The organism is Mycobacterium sp. RTGN6, from assembly GCF_033804605.1.
Lineage (GTDB): Bacteria > Actinomycetota > Actinomycetes > Mycobacteriales > Mycobacteriaceae > Mycobacterium.
The window spans coordinates 392,027-416,359 of record NZ_JAPZKZ010000006.1 but is presented as its reverse complement, the minus strand read 5'-3'; the positions used below and the strand labels follow the sequence as shown (position 1 = coordinate 416,359).

General features: G+C 67.4%; 30 protein-coding genes. 18 read left to right on the top strand and 12 right to left on the bottom strand.

The genetic code is table 11. The features are described from left to right. Positions 1 to 49: 49 nt before the first annotated feature. Positions 50 to 400, top strand: coding sequence for a DUF2510 domain-containing protein (locus SLQ33_RS17675; protein ID WP_319455129.1), 351 nt, complete (start codon positions 50 to 52; stop codon positions 398 to 400). On the opposite strand, the gene SLQ33_RS17670 is transcribed toward SLQ33_RS17675, so the two are convergent. Further along, positions 401 to 1,417, bottom strand: a complete 1,017-nt coding sequence (locus tag SLQ33_RS17670) for an oxygenase MpaB family protein (RefSeq protein WP_413467717.1) — start codon at positions 1,415 to 1,417, stop codon at positions 401 to 403. A 70-nt stretch (positions 1,418 to 1,487) separates the two neighbouring features. Here SLQ33_RS17670 and SLQ33_RS17665 point away from each other — a divergent pair, with 70 nt between their 5' ends. Beyond that, on the top strand, positions 1,488 to 2,072 hold the full coding sequence (locus SLQ33_RS17665; RefSeq protein ID WP_319455128.1) for a TetR/AcrR family transcriptional regulator: 585 nt from the start codon (positions 1,488 to 1,490) through the stop codon (positions 2,070 to 2,072). A gap of 4 nt (positions 2,073 to 2,076) precedes the next feature. Here the strand turns inward: SLQ33_RS17665 and SLQ33_RS17660 are convergent, their stop codons facing one another. Together SLQ33_RS17660 and SLQ33_RS17655 are read right to left on the bottom strand one after the other, a co-directional pair. Then, a complete protein-coding gene (locus SLQ33_RS17660; RefSeq protein ID WP_319455127.1) occupies positions 2,077 to 2,619 on the bottom strand; it encodes a hypothetical protein in 543 nt (180 codons plus the stop codon). Positions 2,620 to 2,670: 51 nt separating this feature from the next. Continuing rightward, positions 2,671 to 3,135: a hypothetical protein gene (locus SLQ33_RS17655; protein WP_319455126.1), complete on the bottom strand. Its 465-nt coding sequence runs from the start codon at positions 3,133 to 3,135 to the stop codon at positions 2,671 to 2,673. A 202-nt stretch (positions 3,136 to 3,337) separates the two neighbouring features. Here SLQ33_RS17655 and SLQ33_RS17650 point away from each other — a divergent pair, with 202 nt between their 5' ends. The 4 genes from SLQ33_RS17650 (at position 3,338) to phoU (ending at position 8,497) form a co-directional block, all read left to right on the top strand. Continuing rightward, positions 3,338 to 4,342: an acyl-ACP desaturase gene (locus tag SLQ33_RS17650; protein WP_319455125.1), complete on the top strand. Its 1,005-nt coding sequence runs from the start codon at positions 3,338 to 3,340 to the stop codon at positions 4,340 to 4,342. Beyond that, positions 4,327 to 5,505, top strand: a complete 1,179-nt coding sequence (gene dusB / locus SLQ33_RS17645; RefSeq protein ID WP_319455180.1) for a tRNA dihydrouridine synthase DusB — start codon at positions 4,327 to 4,329, stop codon at positions 5,503 to 5,505. Before SLQ33_RS17650 ends, dusB begins: the two co-directional genes overlap by 16 nt. A gap of 209 nt (positions 5,506 to 5,714) precedes the next feature. Further along, positions 5,715 to 7,736: an LCP family protein gene (locus SLQ33_RS17640; RefSeq protein ID WP_319455124.1), complete on the top strand. Its 2,022-nt coding sequence runs from the start codon at positions 5,715 to 5,717 to the stop codon at positions 7,734 to 7,736. 92 nt (positions 7,737 to 7,828) lie between these two features. Further along, positions 7,829 to 8,497: a phosphate signaling complex protein PhoU gene (phoU, locus tag SLQ33_RS17635; protein ID WP_319455123.1), complete on the top strand. Its 669-nt coding sequence runs from the start codon at positions 7,829 to 7,831 to the stop codon at positions 8,495 to 8,497. On the opposite strand, the gene SLQ33_RS17630 is transcribed toward phoU, so the two are convergent. Then, positions 8,494 to 9,003 (bottom strand): MarR family winged helix-turn-helix transcriptional regulator, encoded by a 510-nt coding sequence (locus SLQ33_RS17630; RefSeq protein ID WP_319455179.1) that lies wholly within the window; start codon positions 9,001 to 9,003, stop codon positions 8,494 to 8,496. The two genes, phoU and SLQ33_RS17630, sit on opposite strands and share 4 nt — an antisense overlap. Positions 9,004 to 9,081: 78 nt before the next feature. Between SLQ33_RS17630 and SLQ33_RS17625 the strand changes: the two genes are divergently transcribed. Continuing rightward, entirely contained in the window at positions 9,082 to 10,056 is a 975-nt protein-coding gene (locus SLQ33_RS17625; RefSeq protein ID WP_319455122.1) for a zinc-binding alcohol dehydrogenase family protein, read from the top strand. 52 nt (positions 10,057 to 10,108) lie between these two features. Here the strand turns inward: SLQ33_RS17625 and pstB are convergent, their stop codons facing one another. The 6 genes from pstB to SLQ33_RS17595 all read right to left on the bottom strand — a co-directional run bounded on the left by pstB (position 10,109) and on the right by SLQ33_RS17595 (position 15,828). Continuing rightward, on the bottom strand, positions 10,109 to 10,885 hold the full coding sequence (gene pstB / locus SLQ33_RS17620; protein ID WP_319455121.1) for a phosphate ABC transporter ATP-binding protein PstB: 777 nt from the start codon (positions 10,883 to 10,885) through the stop codon (positions 10,109 to 10,111). A 9-nt stretch (positions 10,886 to 10,894) separates the two neighbouring features. Then, a complete protein-coding gene (gene pstA / locus SLQ33_RS17615) occupies positions 10,895 to 11,809 on the bottom strand; it encodes a phosphate ABC transporter permease PstA (protein ID WP_319455120.1) in 915 nt (304 codons plus the stop codon). Continuing rightward, the gene (gene pstC / locus SLQ33_RS17610; protein ID WP_319455119.1) at positions 11,806 to 12,864 is read right to left on the bottom strand and encodes a phosphate ABC transporter permease subunit PstC; all 1,059 of its coding nucleotides are present in this window, start codon (positions 12,862 to 12,864) and stop codon (positions 11,806 to 11,808) included. Before pstC ends, pstA begins: the two co-directional genes overlap by 4 nt. 48 nt (positions 12,865 to 12,912) lie before the next feature. Continuing rightward, positions 12,913 to 14,043 carry a phosphate ABC transporter substrate-binding protein PstS gene (gene pstS / locus SLQ33_RS17605; protein ID WP_319455118.1) on the bottom strand — a complete coding sequence of 377 codons (1,131 nt, stop codon included), beginning with the start codon at positions 14,041 to 14,043 and terminating at the stop codon, positions 12,913 to 12,915. Between the two features lie 121 nt (positions 14,044 to 14,164). Next, a complete protein-coding gene (gene mshD, locus SLQ33_RS17600; RefSeq protein WP_319455117.1) occupies positions 14,165 to 15,049 on the bottom strand; it encodes a mycothiol synthase in 885 nt (294 codons plus the stop codon). Continuing rightward, complete coding sequence (locus tag SLQ33_RS17595) at positions 15,046 to 15,828, bottom strand: response regulator transcription factor (protein WP_319455116.1); 783 nt, start codon at positions 15,826 to 15,828, stop codon at positions 15,046 to 15,048. Before SLQ33_RS17595 ends, mshD begins: the two co-directional genes overlap by 4 nt. 162 nt (positions 15,829 to 15,990) lie before the next feature. Here SLQ33_RS17595 and lmeA point away from each other — a divergent pair, with 162 nt between their 5' ends. The 8 genes from lmeA to SLQ33_RS17560 all read left to right on the top strand — a co-directional run bounded on the left by lmeA (position 15,991) and on the right by SLQ33_RS17560 (position 20,109). Then, a complete protein-coding gene (gene lmeA, locus SLQ33_RS17590) occupies positions 15,991 to 16,806 on the top strand; it encodes a mannan chain length control protein LmeA (RefSeq protein WP_319455115.1) in 816 nt (271 codons plus the stop codon). Next, complete coding sequence (locus SLQ33_RS17585) at positions 16,803 to 17,228, top strand: thioredoxin family protein (protein ID WP_319455114.1); 426 nt, start codon at positions 16,803 to 16,805, stop codon at positions 17,226 to 17,228. Before lmeA ends, SLQ33_RS17585 begins: the two co-directional genes overlap by 4 nt. Before the next feature lie 2 nt (positions 17,229 to 17,230). After that, positions 17,231 to 17,347, top strand: coding sequence for an Ms5788A family Cys-rich leader peptide (locus SLQ33_RS33600; protein ID WP_413467716.1), 117 nt, complete (start codon positions 17,231 to 17,233; stop codon positions 17,345 to 17,347). A gap of 87 nt (positions 17,348 to 17,434) precedes the next feature. After that, the gene (locus tag SLQ33_RS17580; protein WP_319455113.1) at positions 17,435 to 17,899 is read left to right on the top strand and encodes a DUF4395 domain-containing protein; all 465 of its coding nucleotides are present in this window, start codon (positions 17,435 to 17,437) and stop codon (positions 17,897 to 17,899) included. 35 nt (positions 17,900 to 17,934) lie between these two features. Further along, positions 17,935 to 18,768, top strand: coding sequence for a sulfurtransferase (locus SLQ33_RS17575; protein WP_319455112.1), 834 nt, complete (start codon positions 17,935 to 17,937; stop codon positions 18,766 to 18,768). 2 nt (positions 18,769 to 18,770) lie between these two features. Next, positions 18,771 to 19,073 carry a DUF1416 domain-containing protein gene (locus SLQ33_RS17570; protein ID WP_319455111.1) on the top strand — a complete coding sequence of 101 codons (303 nt, stop codon included), beginning with the start codon at positions 18,771 to 18,773 and terminating at the stop codon, positions 19,071 to 19,073. 122 nt (positions 19,074 to 19,195) lie between these two features. Next, a complete protein-coding gene (locus SLQ33_RS17565) occupies positions 19,196 to 19,861 on the top strand; it encodes an FABP family protein (RefSeq protein WP_319455110.1) in 666 nt (221 codons plus the stop codon). Continuing rightward, the gene (locus SLQ33_RS17560) at positions 19,861 to 20,109 is read left to right on the top strand and encodes a hypothetical protein (protein WP_319455109.1); all 249 of its coding nucleotides are present in this window, start codon (positions 19,861 to 19,863) and stop codon (positions 20,107 to 20,109) included. Before SLQ33_RS17565 ends, SLQ33_RS17560 begins: the two co-directional genes overlap by 1 nt. A gap of 265 nt (positions 20,110 to 20,374) precedes the next feature. On the opposite strand, the gene SLQ33_RS17555 is transcribed toward SLQ33_RS17560, so the two are convergent. Further along, entirely contained in the window at positions 20,375 to 21,220 is an 846-nt protein-coding gene (locus SLQ33_RS17555; RefSeq protein WP_319455108.1) for an aminodeoxychorismate lyase, read from the bottom strand. 42 nt (positions 21,221 to 21,262) lie between these two features. Here SLQ33_RS17555 and SLQ33_RS17550 point away from each other — a divergent pair, with 42 nt between their 5' ends. Both SLQ33_RS17550 and SLQ33_RS17545 read left to right on the top strand, forming a co-directional pair. Further along, positions 21,263 to 22,342 (top strand): folate-binding protein YgfZ, encoded by a 1,080-nt coding sequence (locus SLQ33_RS17550; RefSeq protein WP_319455107.1) that lies wholly within the window; start codon positions 21,263 to 21,265, stop codon positions 22,340 to 22,342. 142 nt (positions 22,343 to 22,484) lie between these two features. Continuing rightward, positions 22,485 to 22,667, top strand: a complete 183-nt coding sequence (locus SLQ33_RS17545; protein WP_319455106.1) for a DUF3073 domain-containing protein — start codon at positions 22,485 to 22,487, stop codon at positions 22,665 to 22,667. Positions 22,668 to 22,709: 42 nt separating this feature from the next. Here the strand turns inward: SLQ33_RS17545 and purM are convergent, their stop codons facing one another. Beyond that, complete coding sequence (gene purM / locus SLQ33_RS17540) at positions 22,710 to 23,789, bottom strand: phosphoribosylformylglycinamidine cyclo-ligase (RefSeq protein ID WP_319455105.1); 1,080 nt, start codon at positions 23,787 to 23,789, stop codon at positions 22,710 to 22,712. Between the two features lie 107 nt (positions 23,790 to 23,896). On the opposite strand from purM, the gene SLQ33_RS17535 reads away from it, so the two are divergent. Next, positions 23,897 to 24,331 (top strand): cupin, encoded by a 435-nt coding sequence (locus SLQ33_RS17535; RefSeq protein WP_319455104.1) that lies wholly within the window; start codon positions 23,897 to 23,899, stop codon positions 24,329 to 24,331. Positions 24,332 to 24,333 lie beyond the last annotated feature (2 nt).

Below are 24,333 nucleotides of genomic sequence, written 5' to 3'. Positions count from 1 at the left end.
ACAACGGATTCACAGCTTGGGACTCCGGCGAATCGTAGAATCATCAGCGATGCTTTACCACGCCCAGCTCCCGTTCTGGCGCCGTCATCCGGTCGTCACGAGCGTCGCCGTGTTCCTCGCGGGCTGGCTGCTCGTGGACGGCTGGTACCTGACAGTGGCACTCGCGGCGGGCGCCGTGCTGCTGCTCGCCATCCGTCGGACCAGACGCGCGCGACGGTTCCGGCACGCGGGGCTGCGTGCTCGCGCCGAGTTCGAGCACCGGCTCGCCCAATGGGGCGACCAGCGTGGCGTATTCGGACGGTATCCCCCGGTTCAGGCCGGCTGGTTTCCCGATCCCGCGAACCGTTGGCAGTGGCGGTACTTCGACGGTTCCATGTGGACCAACCACGCCGCTCGTTAGTCAGCCCGCCGGGCAGTAGTGCATGGGGTTGTCCCGCTCGTCGAGTGGCGGCAGATTGCGGGCCGGAGTCTCGGGCAGGGCCGAATCAGCGGGGATGCGACCCGTCGCCCTATCCCAGCCCGCCCTGGCCCGCGGATGCATGCGGGCCCGCTTGGGCAGCACGGCGAAGCCGGCGCCGACCAATCGACCGAACCGTCGGTGCAACCACTCGTCGCGCGCCGACCACGTATGGCCCATCAGTTCGCGGACGGCGGGGTCGTAGAGGCCCACGGTGAACCACACGAAGAAGCGCGACACGAACGCGCGCTGCACGCGCCAGGTCCATTCGGGCATCTTCTCGGCGAACGGCGGCCTGGGCAGCTCGCTGAGATCCAGCACCGAGCGAGCAGCGTAGTTGTTCTCGAGTACGTTGCGGCACATGTGATCCCAATACTCCTGGAAGTCCTCCCAGGTCTTCGGCACCGGTCGCATGCTCATGCCGTACATCGAGTACCACTGGACGTGTTCGTCGAACAGTTGTCGCTTCTCGGCCTCGGTGATGCCGCCGCACAGTCGCTCCGCCACGATCAACGTCCCGACGAAGAACGTCGAGTGCGCCCAGTAGAAGACGTCCGGATTCAGCGCGTGATACCGCCGGCCCTGCGCATCGACGCCCTTGATGGTGACGTGATAGTCGCGGACCTCGGCGCCGGTCCGCGGGGCCCGGTCGGTGTCGAACACGACGCCGCCGATCGGGTACAGCGACCGCAACAGCCGCGGCCACCGCTCGCGGAAGAACGTTGAGTGCTCCTCGACCGCGGCGCCCAGTTGCGGGTGCATGTTCTGCATCGAACCGGCCCACGGACCCTGGAGCATGCCGCGCCAGTCACCGAAGTACTTCCACGTGAGCGAGTCCGGGCCCAGCGGAATCGGCGGCACGTCGTAGCCGCCGGGGGCGACCGGACAACCCGCCGCTGTCACGTCGTCACCACCCGATCCGCTGGTCACCGGACACACCTCAGAAGTATCTTGAGTCACTGGTGAACTTCCCTTGAGTGTCAGAAGTTATTCTGACTACGAGCGTTGTCACTGTGAGCTTAGGAGTCATGTGTCTTCCGGTCAACGACGGGGCCGCTGGTCGGGCGTGCCACTGCAGGACCGCCAGACCCTGCGCAGGGACGAACTCGTCGCAGCGGGCGTCGACCTACTCGGCGGAGCGGCCGGGCCCGCGCTGACCGTACGCGCGGTGTGCAAGGCCGCGGGCCTCACCGAACGCTACTTCTACGAAAGCTTCACCGACCGCGACGAATTCGTGCGCGCCGTGTACGACAACGTGTGCAGCACGGCCATGTCCGCGCTCGAGACCTCGACCAATCCGCGGGACGCCGTCGAACGGTTCGTCACGCTGATGGTCGACCACCCCGCGCGTGGGCGCGTGCTGCTGATCGCGCCCCAGCGAGAGCCAGTGCTGACGCAGTCGGGCTCCGAGTGGATTCCGACCTTCATCGAACTGGTGGAGCACAAGCTCACCCGCCACACCGACCCCACCGCCCAGGCGATGGCGGCGACGGGTCTGGTCGGAGCACTGACGGCGCTGTTCACCGCCTACTTGAACGGAACGCTGGACGCGACCCGCGGGCAGTTCATCGACTATTGCGTCGACATGCTGCTCAGCAGGGTCGCGAGCAGCTAGCGAACTATCCGGTGGGGAGCTTCTCGGTCTCGCCGGGGGTGTCGCCGGCCGCAGCCAGCTCGTCCGCTTCGTTCTGCTGTGCCGCGGCCTCTTCCTCGGCCGCCTTCTCGTCTGCCGCCGCCTTGGCCGCGGCGCCTGCCGGGCTGGCCAACGAGGGGCCGGGCGTCGTTGCGGTCGCATAGCCGCCGTTGCAGTTCAAGTAGAACTGCACGGTGTCGGAGACGTGGATGCCGTCGTTCGCGCTCGCGAAGGGAGCGTTCTGCGAGCGGACGACCATGCAGTCGCCCTCGTCGACCTTGTCGCCAACCCGGGACGCCACGACCACCGACGCACCGGCGTCGCTAGCCGCCGACGACGCGTCCGAGTACGTCTGACCGGCATAGTCATCCGCCGCGGCAACGCCACCCCCAAGCAGGGTTGACAACGCCAGCGCACCAATGGCGCCGGAACCAACAACGATGAGCTTCTTCACGTATGGCCCTATCTGTCCGCGGGTCGAGAATGCCTCGCTCGCGGGGATAGTACCGCCGTCCAGACGACGGCGCATCACTCCTGTGACTCGCTCACAGGAGGAGGAAAGGTCTAGTTAATCCGCTGGTTACTCGCCAGCTTGCTGAGCGTCGGTTGCAGCAAGCGCATCTTCTTCGGCCTGGGCCTTGGCGGCGGCTGCTTCGGCTTCGCGCTGCTTCTTCGCAGCCAGGTCTGCCTGGTAGATCTTCTGGCCCTCGGGGCTGGCCATCGAGAAGCCCGGCCACACCTTCGTGGCGTACTTCGCGTAGCAGTTCAGGTTCACCAACATGTTGTTGCCGGTGGAGTTGCCCGACGAATCGTTGAACGAGGCCCTCGAGGCGCTGGTGACGATGCAGTTGTCCCAGTCCTTGCGGTCGCCGACGGTCGTGGCGACGACCACGCCCATGCCCTGCTGAGCCAACGCGGACTTCGCATCCTTGAACGTCTGGCCCACTACCTGGTCATCTGCACTCGCGGTTGCCGCACCCAGCAGGGAAAGCGCCACCGCCCCCGCGCCCATCGCACCAACACCGAGCACCAAGAGTTTCTTCACGACTGTGCGTCCTTCCCGGGCGCTAGGCGCCGACGGTTTGCTGGGCGGGCGTTTGCCTACGTGGATAGTAGCGGTAACTGGGCATGAAATTTCACTGTTGAGACGTGAATGAGACGTGACACGCTCCGTCCAGACTTGAATGTCACCGAGGTACACAGATATATTGCGTGCAACCACCAGGCACAGATAACTCGGAGGGTCCATGTCGTCCGACTTGACCGACATACAGCTCCTGCGCGAACTGGAGCCCGTCGTCGAACAGAACATCAACCGGCACTTGTCAATGCGCAAGGACTGGAATCCGCACGACTACATCCCGTGGTCCGACGGCAAGAACTTCTATGCCCTCGGCGGCCAGGACTGGGATCCCGAGCAGTCGAAGCTGTCGGAAGTCGCCCAGGTGGCCATGCTGCAGAACCTGCTCACCGAGGACAACCTGCCGTCGTATCACCGCGAGATCGCGATGAACTTCGGCATGGACGGCCCGTGGGGCTGGTGGGTCAACCGCTGGACGGCCGAGGAGAACCGGCACGGTATCGCGCTGCGCGACTATCTCCTCGTCACCCGCTCCATCGACCCCATCGAGCTCGAGGAGCTCCGCGTCGAGCAGGTGACCCGCGGCTTCTCGCCGGGTCAGAACCAGCAGGGCGACATGTTCGCCGAGAGCCTGTTCGACTCCGTCATCTACGTGACGTTCCAGGAGCTCGCCACGCGTGTCTCGCACCGCAACACCGGCAAGGCCTGCAACGAAACCGTCGCCGACCAGCTCCTCGGCCGCGTCTCGGCCGACGAGAACCTGCACATGATCTTCTACCGCGACGTCAGCGCCGCCGGCATTGACATCGCCCCCAACCAGGCGATGCAGTCGCTGCACCGCGTGCTGCGCAACTTCAAGATGCCCGGCTACACGGTGCCCGAGTTCCGCCGCAAGGCAGTCATCATCGCCGTCGGCGGCGTCTACGACCCCCGGATCCACCTCGACGACGTCGTGATGCCGGTGCTGAAGAAGTGGCGCATCTTCGAGCGCGAGGACTTCACCGGCGAGGCCGCCGAGATGCGCGACGACCTCGGCAAGCTGGTCGAGGAGCTCGAGGACACCTGCGAGAAGTTCGAGATCGCCAAGGTGCGTCGCCTCGAACGCGAGAAGAAGGTGGCCGAGAAGAAGGCCATGAAGAACCTGTTGGTGTCGTCATCGGCACCGTCCTAGCCCCAGCCCCAAGCGAGACGGCCCGATCCCTGAGGATCGGGCCGATCGCGTTGCGCAGCCCGGTCGTGCTGGCGCCCATGGCGGGCGTGACGAACGTCGCGTTCCGGACGTTGTGCCGCGAGCTCGAGCTGGCCCGCGCTGGCACCATCAGCGGGCTGTACGTCTGCGAAATGGTCACGGCCCGAGCGCTTGTCGAGCGCCACCCGGTCACCATGCACATGACCACGTTCGCGGCCGACGAGTCGCCGCGCTCGCTGCAGCTGTATACCGTCGATCCCGAGACCACGTTCGCCGCGGCTCGGATGATCGCCGACGAGGGCATGGCCGACCACATCGACATGAACTTCGGCTGCCCGGTGCCCAAGGTGACCCGGCGCGGCGGCGGTGCCGCGATCCCGTTCAAGCGGCGCCTGTTCGGCCAAATCGTGGAGGCCGCCGTGCGCGGCGTCGAGGGCACCGCGATCCCCGTGACGGTCAAGTTCCGCATCGGCATCGACGACGCCCACCACACCCACCTCGACGCGGGCCACATCGCCGAACAGGAAGGCGCCGCGGCCGTCGCATTGCACGCCCGCACCGCAGCGCAGCGGTACTCCGGCAAGGCCGACTGGGACCAGATCGCGCGCTTGAAGCAACACGTCACGACCATCCCCGTGCTCGGAAACGGCGACATCTTCGACGCCGACGACGCACGGGCCATGATGAAAGCCACCGGGTGTGACGGAGTCGTCATTGGCCGCGGCTGCCTGGGCAGGCCGTGGCTGTTCGCCGAGTTGTCGGCGGCGTTCTCCGGTAGCGAGCCCGCGACCCCCCCGACCCTGGGCGAGGTCGCCGACATCATCCGACGACACGGCGAGTTGCTCGCCGGCCACTTCGGCGAGGACAAGGGCATGCGCGAGATGCGCAAGCACGTCGCCTGGTACCTGCACGGCTTTCCTGCCGGCGCCGACCTGCGCAGGGCGTTAGCCCTGGTCAAGACACTCGCGGAGCTCGACCAGTTGCTGGTCCAGCTGGACGGCGACGTGCCCTTTCCCCGCGCCGCCGAGGGGCCGCGGGGACGTCAGGGATCGCCCGCGTCGGTGGCGTTGCCCGACGGCTGGCTGAGCGATCCGGACGACTGCACGGTCCCCGCCGGGGCCGACGTCATGCACTCCGGGGGCTAATTCGTCGCGATACCGATATGCCTCTGACGCTTCCCTGGACTGGAAGCTTCTCAGGAAGGCTCAGTACGATGAAGCTCCATCGAACGGGCTTCGAGTAGCGGAGTCACGCCGCGTGCTGCTACAAGAACAGGTAGCACGCTATCCATCCCGTGCCGGGGATGCCCATCCCCCGGTGCACGACAGCCCCTCGAGTCGGAGGCCGGTAGGAAATGAGTGACGGCGATAACGCCACTCCCGGCCGTCGACCGCCTCGTCCGCCGGGTGACGGTGACGACAATCACTGGCTTACCCGATCACCGGCGCCGATGCCAGCCGCCGCGCCGTGGGAACGGCGACCCGACCACGAACGTCCCGCACCGACCGACGCAGAGCCATCAGGCAGCCACGCCGACGGCATCACCGTCGCCGACCTGATCGCCAAGGTCTCGGGCGTCCCGCCGCAGGACAAGCGGCCCCCCGAGCCGTCGCACGAACCGGCGCAACACCGGGTTCCCCCGCCACGCCCTCCGGCCACGCCAGCCCCCTCCGCGGCCGACTACGACCACGACCCCGCCACCGACGTCATGCTGGCGCTGCCCGCGCACGCGTCCGACGTACCGGACCTTTCGGCGGCCAGGCGGCCTCCCACGCGGCCAGCCAGGATCGCGGGCGCGCCGGAGCACCATCAGGAGCCGCACCGCAGCCGCCACACCGCCGTGATCATCGGGCGGGTGGCCGCAGCCCTGCTCGCCGTGCTCGCGGTCGCCATGACCGGCTCGGCCTGGCAGTGGCAGTCGATGAAGAACCGGAGCCTGAACAAGGTCTCCGCGCTTGACCTCAACTCGCGCGACATCCTCGACCCCAACGCCCAGTTCGGCGACGAGAACTTCCTCATCGTCGGCGTCGACAGCCGGATCGGCCAGAACGCCGACATGGGTGCCGGAACCACCGACGACGCCGCGGGCGCGCGGTCGGACACCATCATGCTCGTCAACATCCCGGCGAACCGGAAACGCGTTGTGGCAGTGTCATTTCCGCGCGACCTGGCCATCACGCCCATCGAGTGCGAGCCGTGGGATCCGACGACGGGCGCGTACGGGCCCATCACCGACGAGGAGTCCGCGAGCTACGGGCTGGACGAGGTATACACCGAGACCAAGCTGAACTCCGCGTACGCCGTCGGCGGGCCGAAGTGTCTGGTGAAGGTGATCCAGAAGATGTCGGGACTTTCGATCAATCGGTTCATGGCGGTCGACTTCGCCGGTTTCGCCACGATGGTCGACGCGCTTGGCGGCGTCGAGGTCTGCAGCACGACACCGCTCGAGGACTACGAGCTGGGCACGGTGCTGCCCAACGCGGGCAGGCAGACCATCGACGGCCACACGGCATTGCAGTACGTGCGCGCCAGGCAGGTCACCACCGAGACCAACGGCGACTATGGCCGCATCAAGCGCCAGCAGCTGTTCCTCTCGTCGCTGCTGCGGTCGCTGATCTCCAAGGACACCTTCTTCTCGCTCAGCAAGCTGAACAACGTCGTCAACATGTTCATCAACGACAGCTACGTCGACAACATCCAGACGAAGGACCTCGTCGACCTCGGACAGTCCGTCCAGGGCGTCAACGCGGGCCGCATCACGTTCGTGACGGTGCCCACCGTCGGGTACGCCGACGAGTACGGCAACGAGACGCCCCGCACCGAAGACATGCGCGGGCTTTTCGACGCGATCATCAACGACGACCCGCTGCCCGAGGAGAAGAACGCGGACAACACCCCGGTCCCCGGGACGCCCGAGTCCACCACCTCCCAACCGGCTCCCGTCGACGCGAACGGCGAGTTGGTGGATGCGGTCACCACCGACCCCGGCGCCGTCACCGTGCGCGTGTCGAACTCGACGGGCGAGGACGGCTTGGCGTCGACCGCCGCGAGCGAACTGCAGAACCACGGCTTCAACGTCGTCGAGCCCGACGACTACCCCGGCCCGCTGGACTCCACGACCGTGTTCTTCACCGCGGGCAATGAGGAGGCCGCCGCCACCGTGGCGTCGGCGTTCACCAACCCGACCATCGAGCGGATCACGGGGCTGGGCGACGAGGTCCGGGTGGTGCTCGGTTCCGACTTCTACTCGGTCGGGTCACCATCGCCGAGCGGTTCGCCGATCCAGGTTCACGTGGTGAAGGGCACCAGCAGCGAGCCGACGCACCTGCCGGAGGATCTGACCGTCACCAACGCCGCCGACACCACCTGCGAGTAGCGCCTCCGACCGCCATCGTGGCAGGTGGCATTCACCTTTCGTTCACCCGTGACGTCGTGACGATCTTGATCACCACCCCGTAGGCTTGGCCCATGCGAACCGCTTACCACGAGCAACTGGCTGCTCTCAACGACCAGCTTGGCGACATGTGCGGACTCGCCGGGGTCGCCATGGAGCGCGCGACTCAGGCGCTGCTGCAGGCCGATCTGGTGCTCGCCGAACAGGTCATCACCGACCACGAGCAGATCGCGGCGGCAAGCGCCCGCGCCGAGGAGGCCGCGTTCGTCCTGCTGGCACTCCAGGCCCCGGTGGCCGGCGACCTGCGCGCCATCGTCAGCTCGATCCAGATCGTCGCCGACGTCGACCGGATGGGCGCGCTCGCGCTGCACGTCGCCAAGATCGCGCGGCGGCGTCACCCACAGCACACGCTGCCCGAGGAAGTCAACGGCTACTTCGCCGAAATGGGCCGTGTCGCAGTCGAATTGGGCAACAGCGCGCAAGAGGTGTTGCTCACCCGCGATCCCGACAAGGCCGCCCGGATTCGCGAAGAGGACGACGCGATGGACGACCTCCACCGCCACCTCTTCAGCGTGCTGATGGACCGCGAGTGGAAGCACGGCGTCACCGCGGCCGTCGACGTGACACTGCTGAGCCGCTTCTACGAGCGTTTCGCCGACCACGCCGTCGAGGTGGCGCGGCGCGTCATCTTCCAGGTGACGGGCAAGCTCCCCGACGACGAGGTGATCCCGGCGCCCAACTAGCGGTCGGGCACCAGCCGCACGCCGACCTTGCGGGCGTTCACGAGGTCGCGCAGCACCTTGACCAGCACGTCTAGCTCGGCGTTCGTGTAGCGCTGCAGGAAGTCATGTAACCCCTGCGCCATCTCGCCATGCAGTTGCCGGTGCGCTTCCACCACCAGCTCGCCATCGGACGTCAGGCTGAGTTCGACCTCCTTGCGGTTGCCGGCAAGCGGGGTGCGCGCCACCAGACCGGCCTCGACGAGTCGCTGAACGTGCTTGGAGACGGTGCCCTTCAGTTGCGCCGCCCTGGCCGCCAGCCCGACCACGCTGACCGGGCCGTCCGCCAGGTGGGCGAGCAGGTGCATCGACAGCGTGGGCAGCGACCGGATGGCGTCCTCGAGCCGCGGAGGACAGCGCTTCACCATGAAGTCGCGCTCGGCATCACCGTCCTCGTCGGCTTCGAACTTGTCGCCAACGGCGCCGACCAATTGGTTCAGGTCCGCTATCAGGGCCGACTTGGTTTTCACGGAAACCATCTTGCCATCGGCCACGCCTCGTCGTACATTGTTTCCAGAGAAACCAAATGACGAACGAAGGAATGCGCCATGAAGGCAGCAGTGGTCGACACGTGGGGTGCGACGCCGGTTTACACCGAAATCCCCGACCCGCAGGCTCGCGACGGAGCCGTGGTGGCCGAGGTCGAGGCGTCGGCACTCACCAACCTCACCCGCGGCCTGGTGTCCGGAAAACACTACGCCAGCAAGGAATTACGTCTTCCTGCCGTTCCCGGCGTCGACGGCGTGGCCCGGCTCGAGGACGGTCGCCGGGTGTACACAGGGGCGGTGGCCCCCCACGGCATGATGGCCGAGCGCACGCTGATCAGTCCGCACGGTGTGTTCGCGGTGCCCGACGACGTCGACTCCGTCACCGCGGCCGCAGTGCCGAATCCTGGTGTCTCGGCGTGGATGGCGCTCGAGCACGCCGCGGCACTGCAGCCGGGCGACCACGTGCTGGTGCTTGGCGCCACCGGGGTCACGGGCTCGATGGCGGTCCAGTTGGCCGGTTCGGTCTTCGACGCGGGGAAGGTGGTGGTGGTCGGCCGCGACGAGGCCCGGCTGGACTGGTTGCGCACGGTCGGAGCCGACGACGCGATCGCGCTGGGCCGCGACGACCTCGCCGCCTGGGTGGCCGCATTGCACGCCGAGCGCCCGTTGGACGCAGTGCTGGACTACCTATGGGGCGAACCGGCTCAAGCGGTGCTCGAGGCGTTGAGCTCCAGCCATCCGGCGGCGCACTTCCACCGCACCCGGTTCGTCCAGATCGGCTCGATGGCCGGCCCCACGATGGACCTCGCCGCGGGGATCCTGCGGGGCACCGGCATCGTCATGTCAGGCGTCGGGATCGGCAGCGTCCCGCCCGAAGTGCTGGTCCGGGCGCGCGCCGAAGCACTGCCGCGGCTGTTTGACATGGTGGCCACAGGCACACTGCAGTTGCGCACGCTGGCACGGCCCCTGGCCGACGTCGCCGCGGCGTGGACGGCCGCGGAGCCCTCGGGAACGCGAGTGGTACTGACGCCCTAGGCGATTTCGGCGCGGTTACGGACGCTGAGCGGGCGAAACCGCGCCGAAATCCCTAGCCGAAGCGGCCGGAGATGTAGTCCTCCGTGGCCTTCTGGTTCGGGTTGGAGAAGATCGTCTCGGTGTCGTCGATCTCGACCAGCTTGCCCGGCTTGCCGGTGGCCTCGAGATTGAAGAACGCCGTCTGATCGCTCACCCGCGCGGCTTGCTGCATGTTGTGCGTGACGATGACGATCGTGAAGTCCTGCTTCAGCTCCGAGATGAGGTCCTCGATGGCGAGCGTCGAGATCGGATCCAGCGCCGAGCACGGCTCGTCCATCAGCAGCACGTCCGGCTGGACGGCAATGGCCCTGGCGATGCAGAGCCGTTGCTGCTGACCACCGGAAAGCCCGCCGCCCGGCTTCTCGAGCCGGTCCTTGACCTCGTTCCAGAGGTTGGCACCCTTCAGCGACTGCTCCGCGACCTCGTCGAGCGTCTTCTTGCTCCGCACGCCCTGAAGCTTCAGCCCGGCGACCACGTTGTCGCGAATCGACATGGTGGGGAAGGGATTCGGCCGCTGGAACACCATGCCGATGGTCTTGCGGACGCCCACCGGGTCGACGCCGGCACCGTAGATGTCATCGCCGTCGAGCAGCACCGAACCCTCGACGCGCGCGCCGGGGATGACCTCGTGCATGCGGTTGAGCGTGCGCAGCACGGTCGACTTACCGCAGCCCGAAGGGCCGATGAACGCGGTGACGCTGCGCGGCTGAACCGACAGTGCAACGTCGGCCACGGCGTGGAAGGAGCCGTAGTAGATGTTGACGTCCTTGAGATCGAGGCGCTTGGCCACGGCAGACTCCTAAACCTTCTTGGGGGAAAAGATCTTTGCGACCATGCGAGCCGCGATGTTGAGGATGGCGATCAGCAGGACCAGCGTCAGTGCCGCACCCCACAACCGGTCCGTGGGCACCGGGTTCGCACCGGCACCCGCCGAGATCTGGTCGTACATCATGCCGGGCAGCGAACCCATGAAGCCGCCGAACATGTCGAAGTTCATCGCCGCGGCGTAACCAACCAGGATCAGCAGCGGCGCCGTCTCGCCCATCACTCGCGCGAGCGCGAGCATGATGCCGGTGACGATGCCCGACAACGCCGTCGGGATGACGATGCGCATGATGGTCTTCCACTTGGGCACGCCCAGCGCATAACTCGCTTCGCGCAGGTCCATCGGGACGATGCGGAGCATCTCCTCGGTGGCCCGCACGATGACCGGAATCATCAGCAGCACCAAGGCCAACGACACCGCGAAGCCCGAACGCTCGAAGCCAAGCGTGGCCACCCACAGCGCGTAGATGAACAACCCGGCGACGATGGACGGGACACCGGTGAGGATGTCCACCATGAACGTGGTGAGCTTGCCGAGCCGCGTGCCGCCGCCGTACTCGACGAGGTACACCGCCACGAAGACGCCGATCGGAATCGAGATGACCGCGCACACCAAGCCTTGCAGCAGCGTGCCGATAAGCGCGTGGTAAACGCCGCCGCCGGCCGCGAACGCCGTCATGCCGGACTGCGAGTTGGTGAACCACTCCGCCGAGGCGATGGCCGCGAAGCCCTTGGTGATCACCGAATACAGCACCCAGATCAGCGGCACCAAGGCGATCAACACGGACACCGACACCAGCACGGTGGCGGCGTTGTTGGTGATCTTGCGGCGCGCACTGACGCCCTGGAAGGTGGGCGCCTTGACCGGTTGGTCCAAGGTCGACGTCATGATTTCGCGCCCCTTCCGGCGACCGCGGCCCGGGCCAGCGAGTTCACCACGAACGTGAGGATGAACAGCACCAGGCCGGCCGCGATGTAGGCGCCCGCCTTGTACTGGTCGTTGAATTCGCTTGCCGTAGCGGCGATCTTGCTGGCGAAGGTGTAACCACCGTCGAACAGCGACCAACCGAACGCGGTCTGGGTGCCGCGCAGGATGATCAGCAGGGCGATGGTTTCACCCAACGCGCGGCCGAGGCCGAGCATCGAACCGCTGACGTAGCCCGACAGACCGAACGGCAGCACCGTGGTGCGGACGACTTCCCACCGGGTCGCGCCGAGCGCCAGCGCGGCCTCGATCTGACCCCGCGGCGTCTGCACGAAAACCTCACGGGTGACCGCGGTGATGATCGGCAGGATCATCACCGCGAGCACGATCCCAGCGGTGAAGATGGTGCCACCGCCCGCGACCGACGCGTTGCCCGTCGAGAACAGGAACAACCAGCCCAGGTTCTCGTTCAGCCAGAGCGCAACCGGCTTGAGCACAGGGGCCAGCACGTAGAGGCCCCACACGCCGTAGACGATCGACGGCACCGCAGCGAGCAGGTCGACCATGTAGGCCAACGGGCCCGCCAGCCGCCGGGGCGAGTACTGCGTCAGGAAGATCGCGATGCCCAACGCCACCGGCATCGCCAAGACCAAGGCGAACACCGAGACGAAGACCGTCACCTGGAGCAGGTCGAAGATGCCGAAGTGCATCGCCGACGTGTCGGTGGTGATCCAGTTGCCGCCGTAGGTGAAGAAGTTCTCCTCATTGCGCGCCAACGCCGGGATGGCGCGCATGAGGAGGAACACCCCGATCGCCGCGATGAGGACGACGATCAGGATGCCGGAGCCCTCCGCGAGCCCGCGGAAGATCTTGTCTCCGAGCCTGACCTTGGCACCCTTGGAGGGGTTGGTGGGTATGGGGTCCGGCTCGGGGAAGGGTGAAGCGATTACTTCACCCGACCCCGCGCCGGTTGGATTTGGTGTCGTCACTGCTATCCCGTCGGAGACCCTATCGGTCATTCGGTCCGGACCCCATCCTCACCGTTATCGTCCTGTCGCGCTAGATGACTAAGCGATTGCGTCGACGGACTTGAGCAGACGCGTCTTGAATGCGTCGGGAAGCGGCACGTAGCCCGCCGCCGACAGGTTTGCCTGGCCCTGGTTCGCCGCCACCGTCAGGAACGACTTCACGGCTGCTGCCGTGTCGGCGTCGTAGCCCTTCGAGCAAACGATCTCGTAGGTGGCCAGCATCAGAGGGTAGGAGCCGGCTTCCTTGCTGGCGTACAGCGCGTTCAGATCGAGCGTGAGGTCATTGCCCTCACCCTTGAACTTGGCGGTGTCGACGGCCTTCCCGGTGGTCTCGTCGGTCAGCTCGACGGCACCCGCGCCGCTGTCGATCTGGGCGTACTTGAGGCCGGCCTGCTGGGCGAAGCCCTTCTCGACGTAGCCGATCGAGCCCGGGGTGGCCTGAATGGCCTGCACGACGCCCGAAGACTTCTGGGCACCCTCGCCCGCACCGCCCTGGAACTCCTTGCCGGCGCCCTTGGTCCACGCCGCAGGCGCTGCGGCGCCCAGGTACTTCTGGAAGTTGTCGGTGGTGCCCGACGAGTCCGAACGGTAGATCGGCTTGATGTCCGCGTCCGGGAGGGTGGCGCCGCTGTTGAGCGCGGCGATGGCCGGGTCGTTCCACTTCTTGATCTCGCCCTGGAAGATCTTGGCTAGCACGTCGCCGTTGACGACGAGCTTGTCGACACCCTCGATGCTGTAGGCCAGCGCCACCGGACCGAAGACCAGCGGCAGGTTCCACGCCTCGTTGCCGCCGCAGCGTTCTGCGGCCTTGGTCACCTGGTCGTCCTTCAGCGCCGAGTCGGAGCCGGCGATGTCGACCTGCTTGGCGATGAACTGGTCAATGCCCGCACCCGAACCGGTCGGGTTGTACGCCAGCGTCTTGCCCGAGCAGACCTGACCCCACACCTTGTTGAACTCGGCGATGGCGTTCTGCTGGGCCGTCGAACCCTCGGCGGTGAGCGAGGTCTTGCCGCCGCAGTCCGCGGCGGACGCCGCTGCGCTGGTTCCGGAGGCGGCGCTGGACGAGGTTCCGGCGTTGTTGTCGCTGCCACACGCGGTCAGCGTCAGGGCGGCGATGGCAGTCGCAGACAGCGTCGTACCAAACACCTTGCCAAAGCGATTGAGCTTCACTTATCCCACTTTCGGTTGACTGGCTTCAGACTCTCCGGCAACGTATTCGCCCCTGGTGGACGGTTTGGGGACGAAAAGTGAACGAAAGGTGAACAGGCTCAGCGGCTTCACAGCTGAGGCGCTAACGCGTGGTGTACGCGACGTCCCTACTAGCGACGTCGAAACTCAGCGCTTTGTACGTCTTGACGGCAGCCGAGTTATTTGCCTCGACGTAAAGCATCACGGTCGCCTCGGGGCCCAGCCGCTCCGCGAGGTAGTGCAGGCCCACCAACGTCAGCAGCCGGCCGACGCCGCGGCCCTGTGCGGCCGGGTCGACACCGACGACGTACACCTCGCCAAGACCACTCCCATGGACCTTGGTCCAGTGAAAGCCGAGCAGCCTTCCGGAGCCCGCGTCGGTCGCCAGGAACAGCCCGGCGGCGTCGAACCACGCTTCGCCGCGCCGCTCGGCGAGGTCGCGCTCCGTCCAACCGCTCTGTTCGGGGTGCCACGCGAAGGCAGCGTTGTTGACCCGTAGCAGTTCGTCGTCGTCCTCGGAACCGGCGTAGGTGCGCAGCAACGTACCCGCAGCCTCCGTCACCGCGGGAAGCTCGGTCAGGTTGCGCCGCATCTGCAGCAGTTCGCGCGCGGCGACGAGCTCGAGGCTGGCGGCCGTCGCTCGCGCGGACTCGAGGTCACCGTGGGCCCAGACGCGTGCGCCTGCACCGCCTTCGGCGAGCCCCGTGCGGATCAGGGCGGCGCCGACGCCGTGGCGGCGCGTCGCTGGGTGCACCACGGCCTCGGCCATCGCGGGTGACTCCGACGTCGCGGGCACCAGGTTGAGGTAGCCGACCACCGCACCGGCGTCCTGCGCCACCAGGTGCCTGGTGCGGTCGTGGGGCAGCTCGCGAAGCACCTGGTCCCCGACGGGTGCGACGCCGTCATGGTCGGCCGCCGCGGTGATGACGTCGCGAATCACGCGCTGGTCGGCGTCCGAGAGCGCGGTCCGCCAGCCGAGCTCGGTCACTGACTGTGAAGCGGGTCGTTCAGCACGTCGGAGAGGCCTTCGGGCGCGTCGGTGTAACCGTCGTCGTCGAACTCCTCGGACACCTCGACACCCGCCGGGGACGGCCTGCCCCGCGCGGGTCGTACGGCCTTGTAGCCGACATTGCGCACGGTGCCGATCAGCGATTCGTATTCGGGTCCGAGCTTGGCCCGAAGTCGCCGCACGTGAACGTCGACGGTACGCGTGCCACCGAAGAAGTCGTAACCCCAAACCTCTTGCAGCAGTTGCGCTCTGGTGAAGACCCGCCCTGCGTGTTGCGCGAGGTACTTCAGCAGTTCGAATTCCTTGTAAGTCAGGTCGAGCGGGCGGCCACGCAGCCTCGCCGTGTAGGTGCCCTCGTCGATCACCAATTCGCCGAGGCTGACCTTGCCGACGTTCTCCTGATCGGCGACTCCCCCGCGCCGTCCGACCAGCAGCCGCAACCGGGCATCGATCTCAGCCGGGCCGGTACTGGGCAGCAGGATCTCGTCGAGTCCCCAGTCGACGTTCACGGCGACGAGGCCGCCTTCGTTGACCACGGCCACCACCGGGACCGACGTCCCCGTGGTCCCGAGCAGCCGACAGAGTCCGCGGGCGGCGGCGAGATCCGTACGTGCGTCGACGATCGCGACGTCCGCGGTACCCGCCTCCAAGAGCGACGACACCTCGGTCGGCGCAGACCGCACATTGTGGGCGAGCAGTGCCAGCGAAGGCAGTACTGACTCGGGGTGCGGATCGACGGTCAGTAGTAATAGGTCCAACGGGTCCTCCAGGACGCCCCGGGAAGAGGATCAGACGTCGACGTCGATGTCAGGTCATCTCCCAGATTCATGGCTGACACGTGGCCGTTACCGACCAACGATGGACTAACGATAGCGTGCTACCTGCTAATTAGCCGCGCTGAGCGGAGGCCCCCGAACCCAGTGCGCCAGAATGTGCAGGTGCGCAAGCTGCTGATCGGACTCGTCGCGACGGTGACGACGCTGGTGGTGGCCGCTGCGGGCGCCGACTTCGGGGCCGCCATCTACGCCGAGTACCACTGGGCGCGCAGTGCCCGCACCGCCAATGACCTGGGCTTCGACCCCTGGGTCAGCATCCTCGGCTTCCCGTTCGCCACGCAGGCCATGCGGCACGAGTACAACGAGGTCGAGCTTCGCGCGGGCGGCGTCGCCCACCCCGTCGTTGGCAAGGTCTCGCTGGAGTCCACCATGCACTCGGTCGACCTCCGGGATACGTCGTGGCTCGTCGACTACGACGCGACACTGCCCGTCGGCAAACTGGAGAGCCGCATCATCGTGGACTCGACGCATGTCGGCCGCTACATGGACATCAAGGACCTGCTCGTCGAGGCCCCGCCGAAGGAGACCAACGACCCCACGGGCGGAACCACTGAGTCGGGCATCTCTGCGAACAAGGGACTCGTCTTCACGGGCACTCCGACGTCGGCGGGCTTCGATGAGAAGGTCAGCGTGTCGGTCGACCTCGACGTCGCCGGGCCCGATCGGACCACGCTCATCGTCACCGCCACTGGGGTGCTGATGGGGGCGGGGACGGCCGACCAGGAAGTACCCGAACGACAACAGCCCGCGGTGCTGGCGGCCTTCAGCACCACCATCCCCGGCCTTAAGCTGCCGTTCGGGCTCGCGCCGACCAGCGAGGGCGCCAGGGGCTCCGACCTCATCATCGAGGGAATCACCGAGGGAGTAACCGTGCCCCTTGGGGGGTTCAGACAGTCATGAGCTCATCCGCCGTCGCCGTTCTCGCGGTGACCGTCGCCGCACTGGGCATCGCCTACATCATTGGGCGTCTCGTCACGCTCCGGTCCGGGATGCTGCGTGACGCCGCCGCAGCTGCCGACGTCGATACGACCGACCTGGGCCTGTCCACCAGCGGCCCCACCGTCCTGCACTTCAGTGCCGACTGGTGCGGTCCGTGTGCGGCGGTCCGGCGGGTCGTCGACCAGGTGTGCAAGGAGCTGCCAGGGGTGGCCCACGTCGAGCTCGACATGGATGCCCATCCGGAGCAGGCGAAGCGACTTTCGGTGCTGTCCCTGCCGACGACGATCGTCTTCGGCGCCGACGGGCGCCCGCGGTATCGCGTCAGCGGAGTGCCGAATGCCGCTGACCTGCGTTCGGCCCTCGAACCGCTATTGGCCGGATAGCCATGTCATTGGGTAAGCTGTCCGACGTGTCCGCCCGCCTCGAGCTCGTGCTCACCAAGCGCCGCACAGTCGATCTGTGCCGCGTCGCGGGTTGTTGCTGTTGTTGTCGTAGCTGCTGAGTTAGCCGCGTCCTTAAACGCCGCGCTCGGAGCAGCCCCCTGTGGCCTGCGCCACGATCTGTCGTTGACAACAACAGGAGCATTCTCATGTCGAGCAACACCACCGGACCAGACCAGGTCGACGTCCGCGGGCCGCGTTTCAGCGCATGGCTCAGCACCGGTGCCATCCTGGCGACGCTCGCCGCAGCGGCATTCAGTTCGGTCGCGGCCGCCGTCATCCTCGGATTGCAGGCCGTGGTGTTCGCCATCGGCGCGTACGGCGGTCCGCGCAAGCAGCCCTACGGCCGGATCTTCGCGACGTTCGTCGCTCCCCGACTCGGTCCGGTGACCGAGAAGGAGCCCGTTCCGCCCCTGAAGTTCGCGCAGTTCGTGGGTTTCCTCTTCGCCGTGGCCGGCACCGTCGGCTTCGCACTCGGATGGACCGCACTCGGGCTGACGGCGACGGCGTTCGCCATGGTCGCAGCCTTCCTCAACGCGGCCTTCGGCATCTGCCTTGGCTGCCAGCTTTACCCGCTCGTCGCACGCCTGCGCCGGGTTCCGTCCCCCGCCTGACTCTCAAAAACAAAGCAATCGAAAGGATTTCGTCCATGGCACGCTCCGACGTCCTGGTCACCACCGACTGGGCCGAGAGCAATCTCGACGCACCCAGCACCGTCTTCGTCGAGGTCGACGAGGACACGTCGGCCTACGAAGGCGGTCACATTTCCGGCGCCGTCAGGCTCGACTGGAAGACCGAACTGCAGGACCAGGTCAAGCGCGACTTCGTCGATGCCCAGCAGTTCTCGAAGCTGCTGTCGGACAAGGGCATCGGCAACGACGACACCGTGATCCTCTACGGCGGCAACAACAACTGGTTCGCCGCGTACGCGTACTGGTACTTCAAGCTGTACGGGCACGAGAACGTCAAGCTGCTCGACGGCGGCCGCAAGAAGTGGGAGCTCGACGGGCGCCCACTGGTCACGGACGTGCCCGACCGTGCCTCGACTTCCTACTCCGCGCAGGCGCCGGACCTCAGCATCCGCGCGTTCCGCGACGAGGTCATCGCCGCCATCGGCGCCAAGAACCTCGTCGACGTGCGCTCTCCCGACGAGTTCTCCGGCAAGATCCTCGCGCCCGCGCACCTGCCGCAGGAGCAGAGCCAGCGGCCCGGCCACATCCCCGGTGCCATCAACGTCCCGTGGAGCAAGGCCGCCAACGAGGACGGGACCTTCAAGTCCGACGACGACCTCACCAAGCTGTACGCCGAGGCCGGTCTGGACGGACAGAAGGAGACCATCGCCTACTGCCGCATCGGCGAGCGCTCCTCGCACACCTGGTTCGTGCTGCAGGAGCTGCTGGGCCACGAAAACGTCAAGAACTACGACGGCAGTTGGACCGAATACGGCTCCCTGGTGGGCGCCCCGATCGAGTTGGGAAGTTGATTATGTGCTCTGCACCGAAACAAGGAATTGCGTTGCCCGCCAACGTTGACCTCGAGAAGGAGACGGTCATCACGGGCCGCGTCGTGGACGGCTCCGGCCAGTCCGTCGGCGGGGCGTTCGTGCGGCTGCTCGACTCCAGCGACGAGTTCACCGCGGAGGTCGTTGCGTCGGCTACCGGTGACTTCCGGTTCTTCGCCGCGCCGGGCACGTGGACGCTGCGCGCGCTGTCGCCCGCGGGCAACGGCGATGCCAGCGTCGCGCCGTCGGGTGCGGGCATCCACGAGGTCGACGTCAAGGTCGCTTAAGCCGGAGCGCCGGTTAGACTCTCGGGCGTGGTGCTCTTCTTCGAGATCATGCTCGTGGCGGCCGTCGTCGTCATCACCTGGTTCGCGCTGTACGCCGTGTACCGGCTGATCACCGACGACCAGTGACGTCCGAGGACGCCGCAGCCGATCCGGCATTCCCGACCTCGGGTGACGAGGCGGTGGCAGCTGCCGCCGAACGCGCGAAGGTGACGTCGGCCCGCAATCTCCCGGCCTTCGACGACCTGCCGCTGCCCACCGACACCGCCAATCTGCGCGAGGGCGTCAACCTCAGCGACGCGCTGCTCGCGCTGCTGCCGCTCGTCGGCGTGTGGCGCGGCGAGGGCGAAGGCCGGGGCGCCCATGGCGACTACCGGTTCGGCCAGCAGATCGTGGTGTCCCACGACGGCGGCGACTACCTCAACTGGGAATCCCGGACCTGGCGGCTGAACGACTCGGGTGACTACGAGGCACCAGGGCTGCGCGAGACGGGCTTCTGGCGCTTCGTCAACGACCCGAGCGACCCGGGTGAGTCGCAGGCCATCGAACTGCTTCTTGCGCACTCCAGCGGCTACGTCGAACTCTTCTACGGTTACCCGCTGAACCTGTCGTCGTGGGAGCTGGCCACCGACGCATTGGCCCGCAGCAAGTCGGGTGCGCTCGTCGGCGGGGCCAAGCGGCTGTACGGAATCGTCGACGGCGGCGATCTGGCCTATGTCGAGGAACGCGTTGACGCCGACGGCGGCCTGGTGCCGCATCTGTCCGCGCGGCTGGCCCGGTTCGTCGGCTAGTGCGACGTCGACTTCTCGCGGCCGGTTTTGCCGCCGCGGCACTACTGAGCGCGTGCGGCTCACCCGATGACGCACCGGCACCGTCCTCCAGTCAACCCGTCACCGGGCACGGCGCGTACGCCGCGTGCCTGGCCGAGCACGGGGTGCCGACGCCACCCATGGGTCCGGTCGCGCCGCCAGGCGTCGACGAGCAGACCTGGACGCAGGCGCAGCAGGCGTGCGCGGACAAGGCGCCGGGACCCGGGTAGCCGACCTCCCCCAAACATGGAGCGGCCCCCGAGCCTTGGTACCTGGTTGGACAAACCAAGGGGCTCGGGGGCCGGGTGACTGCAGGGAATTCGCCAGCGCGCGCGGGTCATCCGCACGTAGAGCAACGAATACTCCCGGTGCTGCTAGCGGGCAGCCACCTCACATGTCCATAAGTCAATCAACTTGTCGGACCACCTCCTTCCACGTGTACGAGCGACCGTACTCCCGAAGCTGGGGCCCGACAACCGATTTTCGCTATGCGCTTCAGGGTCCGCCCGCCACGGCCGCGTCGACGAGCGAGGTCACTTCGGCGGCCATCGGTGCGGGTGGCAGCGGGGTGCCGTCGAGCGTGTGCACTCGAGCAACCAGGGTGACGCTGGACATCAGCCAAACGCCTTGGGCAGCAACGAGATCAGTGATCGACATCATCGCCTGTTCGCATCGCGTGCCGTGCCGGCGCGCCACGTCGAACAGGGCGGCCACGGTGGTGCCCGGCAGAATCGGCAGCGACGTCGGTGGCGTCACCAGCACGCCGCCGGAAGCGATGATGACCGACGAGCGCGGACCCTCGAGCACGAACCCGTCGGCGCTACGGAACACGACGTCGCCGAACCCGAGCCGCTCGGCGTGCCGCAACGCCGCGGCGTTGCGTGCATACGACGACGACTTCGCGCCCGTCAACGCCCACGGCGCGGCGCAGGTCGGTCCGCCACGGTCCAGCGTCATCGCGGACACCCCGTCGCGGCGAGCCTCTGCGACCCGTTCAGGGACCGGCGACACCGCGACGAACGCGACTGTCGCGCCCGCGCGGCCACGTCCGTGGACGAGCCGCAGCACGGCCTCACCGTCGTCGCCCCACGTCGTCGCCGCCGTCGCCACCGCACCGCGCAGCGCATGGACGTCGGGCGCGGGTAACCCGGTGAGCGCGGCGGAGTCGCTCAGCCGCGCCAGATGCGCGTCGAGCAGAGCTGGCCTGCCGTCGCGCAGCAGCAGCGTCTCGAACACCCCGTCGCCGCGGCTGAATACCGGGTCGTCGGCGCACACGAACGGCGCGTCGGGCCCGAGCACCCGCCCGTCGAGCGCGACGACGAACTCGCGTCCGCTCGCCATGGGGCAGGATCGTATCGGGCTCGGGCTCCGTAGAGTTGAGTCATGTCTGCAGTTCCCGCACCTCAACACGGTCCCGACGCCGGCGCCGTCTGGCACTACGGCGATCCATTCGGCGAGCAGCGCGCCGCCGCCGACGCCGTCGCCTTGGTCGACCGCTCGCACCGTGCGGTGCTGCAGCTGACCGGCGCCGACCGGCACAGCTGGCTGCACACCATCTCCACGCAGCACGTCAGCGAACTTCCCGACGGGGCGGTCGTCGAGAATCTGAACCTGGACGGGCAGGGCCGTGTCGAAGATCACTGGGTCCAGACGCAGCTCGACGGCGTCACCGTGCTGGACACCGAGGCGTCGCGGGGCGAGCCGTTGCTGGCCTATCTGCGCAAGATGGTGTTCCGCGCCGACGTCACCGTCGAGCCCGCCGAGCTTGCGGTGCTGTCGCTGCTCGGTCCTGGAAGCGACGACGCAGCCGTGCTCGAGGCGCTCGGGCTGGACGCACCACCAGCCGCGTGGAGTGCGGTTCCGCTGGTAGGCGGGGGTTTCGTGCGCAAGCTGGGCGGTTCGGGGCTCGACGTCGTAGTGCCGCGTGAGGCGGTCGCCGACGTGCGTGAACGGCTGATCGCCGCGGGTGTTCGACCAGCTGGGGTGTGGGCGTACGAGGCGCTGCGCGTGGAGGCACTGCGGCCACGCCTCGGCGTCGACACCGACGAACGGACCATCCCCCACGAACTGGGGTGGATCGGCGGCCCTGGCGAGGGCGCGGTGCACCTGAACAAAGGGTGTTACCGCGGGCAGGAGACCGTCGCCCGCGTCCACAACGTGGGCAAGCCGCCTCGCATGTTGGTCTTGCTGCACCTGGACGGCTCTTCGGACCGGCCCGTCACCGGCGACCCGGTGCTCAGCGACGGCAAGGCGGTCGGACGGCTCGGCACCGTCGTCGACCACGTCGACCTCGGGCCCATCGCGCTGGCCCTGCTCAAACGTGGACTGCCCGCCGACACCTCGCTGACCACGGGTGGCGAAGCGGAGGTGGCCGCCGTCATCGACGCCGATTCGCTGCCGCCGTCGGACGTGGTCGGCGCCGGACGGGTGGCCATCCAGCGCCTACGCGGCGAAAAGCGGTGAGAGACCGGGTCCGGCCGACGCTGGGCGGGCCTGCCAGCGCGAGGCTGCGGGGCACGGTAAGGTGTTGGCAGGACAATAAACACACTCAGATCGGAGCCGCCTGAACATCGGGCCGCTCCGTTATTGCGCGAGGGGGTCCCCCATGGGCCGCGGCCGAGCAAAGGCAAAGCAGACCAAGGTTGCGCGTGAGCTCAAGTACAGCTCACCGCAGACTGATTTCACGGAGTTGCAACGCGAGCTGTCGCACGCTCCCACCGATCTCAACGGCACCCATGTAGCCGATGACTCCCCGGACGACTGGACTGAAGACGACTGGCGTCGCTGACGACCTGTAGGCGGGCCCGTCCGTAGCCGTGGCGCAGCCTGATCAGAATCGCGGGTGCTGCCCGACGAGCCGGGTGCGAGGCTCGCCCTTCTTGCTCTTCTTGACGGCGCCCAGCGTCCAGCAGTCGAGATGGCGGGCGGTCAGGATCGCCAGCGCACGGTCGGTGTCTTCTTGCGCGACCACCGCGACCATGCCGATGCCCATGTTGAACGTCTTGTCCATTTCGGCGCGCTCGATGCGGCCACGCTGGCCGATCATGGCGAAAATCGGTGCTGGCGTCCATGTTCCGCGGTCCATCTCCGCGACGAGCCCGTTGGGGATGACGCGCTCGAGATTGCCTTCCAACCCGCCGCCCGTGACGTGACAGAACGTGCGGACCTGCGTCTCGGCGGTCAGCGCGAGGCAATCCTTGGCGTAGATCCTGGTGGGCTCCAGTAGCTCCTCGCCGAGGGTGCGACCGAACTCCTCGACGTGTCCGGCCAGGTTGCCGCGGTCGATCTCGAGCAGCACCTTGCGGGCCAGCGAGTACCCGTTCGAGTGCAGGCCGGTGGAGGCCATGGCGATGATCACGTCGCCGGGCTTCACGCGTTCGGGGCCAAGGACGTCGTCGGCCTCGACGACGCCGACACCCGTCGCGGAGATGTCGTAGTGATCAGGCGCCATCAGGCCGGGGTGTTCGGCCGTTTCGCCGCCGAGCAGTGCGCAGCCCGCCAGCGCGCACCCCTCGGCGATGCCCCCGACGATCTCGGCGACGCGCTCGGGCACCGTGCGGCCGACGGCGATGTAGTCCTGCAGGAACAGCGGCTCGGCTCCGCAGACGACGAGGTCGTCGACCACCATGGCGACGAGGTCAAGACCGACGGTGTCGTGCTTGTCCATGGCTTGGGCGATGGCCAGCTTGGTGCCGACGCCGTCGGTCGACGCCGCGAGCAGGGGTTCGCGGTAGCCGCTGCGCAACGCGAAGAGTCCGGCGAAGCCTCCTAGCCCGCCACGCACCTCGGGTCGCGTCGCCTTCTTGGCCAGTGGCTTGAACAGTTCGACGGCACGATCACCTGCCTCGATGTCCACGCCGGCCGATGCATAGGAGGCGCCGGCACGTTCGGTTCGCTTACCGTCGCTCATCGCGCCCAAGGGTACCGGTCTGCGCGGCGGTGTTGCACGCGCCACCGGTCAAGGAGGTTTTGCACCGTCTGCGCCCGCGGCCGCCGTCCATATGACACGCTGCGCTGATGAACGGACTTCGCGCGTTTGCCACGACCGTCGCCACCGTCATGATGCTCGCGGCGGGGTCGGTCGCGACGGCCGGTGCCACCCCCGGCATCGACGTCCAGTCCGAAATCCTGTCCCAGGCAACATCCGACGGACAGGACTTCGTCACCAAGGAGATCACCATCGCGCCGGGCGGCAGCACCGGCTGGCACTGGCACGCGGGGCGGGTCTATGGCGTGATCCGGGAGGGCGAGTTGACCCACTACGCCGCGGATTGCTCGGTCGACGGCGTCTACCCGACGGGCAGCCCGGTGACCGAGGCCACCGGGCCCAACCACGTGCACCTGGGCCGCAACCTCGGCCCGGACCCCCTGGTGATGTGGATCAGCTACATCGAGCCTGCGGGCGGACCGCTGGCCACCGACGTTCCGAACCCGGGCTGCGACTTCGAATAGGT

What these genes read in the sequence shown, in the direction of transcription:
- SLQ33_RS17555 (WP_319455108.1), bottom strand. Translation starts at nt 21,220, where the DNA reads ATGGCGAGCGGACGCGAGTTCGTCGTCGCGCTCGACGGGCGGGTGCTC.
- SLQ33_RS17650 (WP_319455125.1), top strand. Translation starts at nt 3,338, where the DNA reads ATGTCGTCCGACTTGACCGACATACAGCTCCTGCGCGAACTGGAGCCC.
- SLQ33_RS17535 (WP_319455104.1), top strand. Translation starts at nt 23,897, where the DNA reads ATGAACGGACTTCGCGCGTTTGCCACGACCGTCGCCACCGTCATGATG.
- SLQ33_RS17660 (WP_319455127.1), bottom strand. Translation starts at nt 2,619, where the DNA reads ATGCGCCGTCGTCTGGACGGCGGTACTATCCCCGCGAGCGAGGCATTC.
- SLQ33_RS17585 (WP_319455114.1), top strand. Translation starts at nt 16,803, where the DNA reads ATGAGCTCATCCGCCGTCGCCGTTCTCGCGGTGACCGTCGCCGCACTG.
- phoU (WP_319455123.1), top strand. Translation starts at nt 7,829, where the DNA reads ATGCGAACCGCTTACCACGAGCAACTGGCTGCTCTCAACGACCAGCTT.
- SLQ33_RS17580 (WP_319455113.1), top strand. Translation starts at nt 17,435, where the DNA reads ATGTCGAGCAACACCACCGGACCAGACCAGGTCGACGTCCGCGGGCCG.
- pstC (WP_319455119.1), bottom strand. Translation starts at nt 12,864, where the DNA reads ATGACCGATAGGGTCTCCGACGGGATAGCAGTGACGACACCAAATCCA.
- pstA (WP_319455120.1), bottom strand. Translation starts at nt 11,809, where the DNA reads ATGACGTCGACCTTGGACCAACCGGTCAAGGCGCCCACCTTCCAGGGC.
- SLQ33_RS33600 (WP_413467716.1), top strand. Translation starts at nt 17,231, where the DNA reads ATGTCATTGGGTAAGCTGTCCGACGTGTCCGCCCGCCTCGAGCTCGTG.
- SLQ33_RS17675 (WP_319455129.1), top strand. Translation starts at nt 50, where the DNA reads ATGCTTTACCACGCCCAGCTCCCGTTCTGGCGCCGTCATCCGGTCGTC.
- SLQ33_RS17575 (WP_319455112.1), top strand. Translation starts at nt 17,935, where the DNA reads ATGGCACGCTCCGACGTCCTGGTCACCACCGACTGGGCCGAGAGCAAT.
- SLQ33_RS17625 (WP_319455122.1), top strand. Translation starts at nt 9,082, where the DNA reads ATGAAGGCAGCAGTGGTCGACACGTGGGGTGCGACGCCGGTTTACACC.
- SLQ33_RS17545 (WP_319455106.1), top strand. Translation starts at nt 22,485, where the DNA reads ATGGGCCGCGGCCGAGCAAAGGCAAAGCAGACCAAGGTTGCGCGTGAG.
- SLQ33_RS17640 (WP_319455124.1), top strand. Translation starts at nt 5,715, where the DNA reads ATGAGTGACGGCGATAACGCCACTCCCGGCCGTCGACCGCCTCGTCCG.
- SLQ33_RS17550 (WP_319455107.1), top strand. Translation starts at nt 21,263, where the DNA reads ATGTCTGCAGTTCCCGCACCTCAACACGGTCCCGACGCCGGCGCCGTC.
- purM (WP_319455105.1), bottom strand. Translation starts at nt 23,789, where the DNA reads ATGAGCGACGGTAAGCGAACCGAACGTGCCGGCGCCTCCTATGCATCG.
- SLQ33_RS17570 (WP_319455111.1), top strand. Translation starts at nt 18,771, where the DNA reads ATGTGCTCTGCACCGAAACAAGGAATTGCGTTGCCCGCCAACGTTGAC.